Source organism: Flavobacterium sp. (genome assembly GCF_044371705.1).
Lineage (GTDB): Bacteria > Bacteroidota > Bacteroidia > Flavobacteriales > Flavobacteriaceae > Flavobacterium.
In genome coordinates this window covers 1-2546 of record NZ_JBILTE010000277.1, presented here as the reverse complement: position 1 = coordinate 2546, position 2546 = coordinate 1, and the positions used below count along the sequence as shown (strand labels likewise).

Below are 2546 nucleotides of genomic sequence, written 5' to 3'. Positions count from 1 at the left end.
TATTGATTTAAAACCCGCAACCCGTAACCCGCAACCAGCAACCCGCAACTCGAAACTTTTTCATTTCAAAATCCACAACACTGCTTTTCCAAATTGTTCACTCCACATTTTTTCATTGTGTTTGCCGTCTTTCACTACGACTTCTTTGGTTAGGTGTTTGCAATCGCAACGGTTTTCAGACATGATTTTGGTCATTCGTTGCATGTCGGCCACCATGTCCGCACTTTCACTGTCGCCACACAAAAAATATAGTTTTGCTTTTGATTTTTCGGCATTTTTGGCGTATTCGTAAATGTCGGCAGTAAACCAAAAAGAAGGGGAGAAGATGCCTGCATTTCCGAAGATTTCCGGGTATTTTAATACCGAGTAAAACGAAACTAGTCCACCTAACGAACTGCCAAAAATTGTGGTATGTTTAGCTTTAGTTTTGGTTCTGTAATTTGCATCCACATGCGGTTTTAAAGTTGATACGATAAAATCCAAATACGCATCGGCATTGCCACCGCCGTATTTTTCATTTTTAAAGGGAGTCAGTTCTTCCATACGTTTGTCATTTCCATGTTCAATTCCGATGACAATGACGTTCGCTTTTAGACTGTCCAAGGTTTCGTCTACTTTCCATTCACCTGCATAGGATGTTTTAGCATCAAATAAGTTTTGAGCGTCATGCATATAAATAACCGGATATTTTTTGCTGGATTGGTCGTAATCCAAAGGTAGATACACCCAAATTTTCTTAGTGGTTTTGAGTTGTGGTGCTTCTAGTTCAAAGGTGGTGTAGCGATTTTGAGCGACCGCTTTCTGACTGACTAATAAAAATGCAATGAAAATAAGCTGAATAGAGAAAAACACCTTCATAATTTGAAAAATTGAATGGAAAAACTAAATTAGCCAAAAATAACCAATAATGATTACTTACAAAGAAAAACTCAGTTTGCTGGGAGATATGATAGAACTGTCGAAAGTAGATGGTCAGTTACACAATCGGGAATATGAATTCATCAAAATGGTAGCCGATGAACTAAAGGTTCGTGACGAAGATTTTGATGAGTTATTTAAAATACCCAATGAATTATTGGTTTTTAAATCAGAATTTCAACGCATCGAGCATTTTTACCGTTTGGCGTTGTTATCGCATTGCGACCATCACCATCACGAACGGGAGCACGAATTTATGTACCAATTGGGACTAAAATTAGGACTGAATCCGTTTGCCATTAAGCGAGTATTGAATGAAATGGAAAAGTCGCCCACGCGAATGGTGGAAGCGGATTTATTGTTGGGCATATTTAAGGAGCAGCATAATTAGTTTTTTTTTTGAATTGTGCTAGCGGTAAGTTAAACTTTATTTTTATTACAATCTTCAAAACTGAAAAATAGTCAGTGAAATAGTTAACCCTCAGTACTATTAACTGAAAAAATGACTGTTTTTTATTACTCCAAATGTCAAGTTGACTTAAAAGCTGGTTTGGTCTGTTTTTTGTCATTTAGATAAATGAAAATAATGTTTAATTTAAATTTATTTAAATCATGACACTAGTTAAAACAAACAATCGAATTGCGTTTCCATCACTAATTGATGAGTTTTTGAAACCCGACTGGATGGGTGGAATGGAACGCTTTAATGTGAATGTTCCTGCGGTGAACATCAAAGAAACGGACACTAATTTTGTAGTAGAATTGGCCGCTCCGGGAAAGAAAAAAGAAGATTTCAACATTGAATTAGACGACAATGTGTTGACCATTTCTTCTGAAGCAAGCACTGAAAACGAAGAAAAAGACAAAGACGGCAAATACACTCGTAAAGAATTCAGCTATTCTTCTTTCAAACGTGCGTTTACCTTACCTGAAATTGTCAATGAGTACGACATCAATGCTTCTTATGAAAACGGTGTATTGCATATCACTTTACCAAAACGGGAGGAAGCTTTACCTAAACCCAAACGAATGATTGAAATTGGATAAATTAGGTTAATTAGTACTGAAAATGCACTCAATTGAGTGCATTTTTTTATTGTTGATACCCTAGTTTATCATCTAAAGGCAGCTGACTTTTCATGAAAGTGCCACTCCCTCGGGCGACTTCCCGATTTTTATGGTCGTATAAAACAGCATCAGCAATATATAGGTTTTTAGATTTAAATGTTACTTTTCCAATTGCCTTGACACTTCCGGTCTTAACAGAACGAAGGATTTGAATGTTAAACGTCGTGGTATAAACAAATGCATCTGTAATAATTGATTGCACGGCAAAATAGGCAGCATCATCCAATAGTTTAAAATAAACCGAACCGTGTAACGACTGACCTGCATGAAAAAATTTTGATTCAATGGGTTGGGTAATTTCTGCTCGCTCATGGCTAACAGTTAGTTGCACACCTTTGTATAATTCTCGGTTAATCGGACCGGAATAATACATGTTTTCGAGCTTTTTATAATGGACTTCTGCAGTTGTCATAGTTTATATTTTTTCTTGCAAGCTTTTGATCTCATCTCGAAACTTCGCAGCTTCCATAAAATTCAATTCTTTGGCTGCTTTTTCCATC

Annotated in this window: 5 protein-coding genes; 2 read left to right on the top strand and 3 right to left on the bottom strand. The window is 36.5% G+C overall.

Translation table 11 applies throughout. From position 1 onward, the window contains the following. Window positions 1-60: 60 nt before the first annotated feature. Window positions 61-858: an alpha/beta hydrolase gene (locus tag ACIQ2S_RS12950; RefSeq protein WP_396176656.1), complete on the bottom strand. Its 798-nt coding sequence runs from the start codon at window positions 856-858 to the stop codon at window positions 61-63. A gap of 49 nt (window positions 859-907) precedes the next feature. On the opposite strand from ACIQ2S_RS12950, the gene ACIQ2S_RS12945 reads away from it, so the two are divergent. Next, window positions 908-1309 (top strand): TerB family tellurite resistance protein, encoded by a 402-nt coding sequence (locus ACIQ2S_RS12945; RefSeq protein WP_396176654.1) that lies wholly within the window; start codon window positions 908-910, stop codon window positions 1307-1309. Between the two features lie 221 nt (window positions 1310-1530). After that, entirely contained in the window at window positions 1531-1965 is a 435-nt protein-coding gene (locus ACIQ2S_RS12940; RefSeq protein ID WP_396176652.1) for an Hsp20/alpha crystallin family protein, read from the top strand. Window positions 1966-2011: 46 nt separating this feature from the next. Here ACIQ2S_RS12940 and ACIQ2S_RS12935 read toward each other — a convergent pair whose 3' ends face one another. Both ACIQ2S_RS12935 and ACIQ2S_RS12930 read right to left on the bottom strand, forming a co-directional pair. Then, a complete protein-coding gene (locus ACIQ2S_RS12935; protein ID WP_396176650.1) occupies window positions 2012-2458 on the bottom strand; it encodes a PaaI family thioesterase in 447 nt (148 codons plus the stop codon). Window positions 2459-2461: 3 nt separating this feature from the next. Continuing rightward, window positions 2462-2546 (bottom strand): UvrB/UvrC motif-containing protein (locus ACIQ2S_RS12930; protein WP_396176658.1); only part of this gene is annotated, 85 nt, incomplete at its 5' end.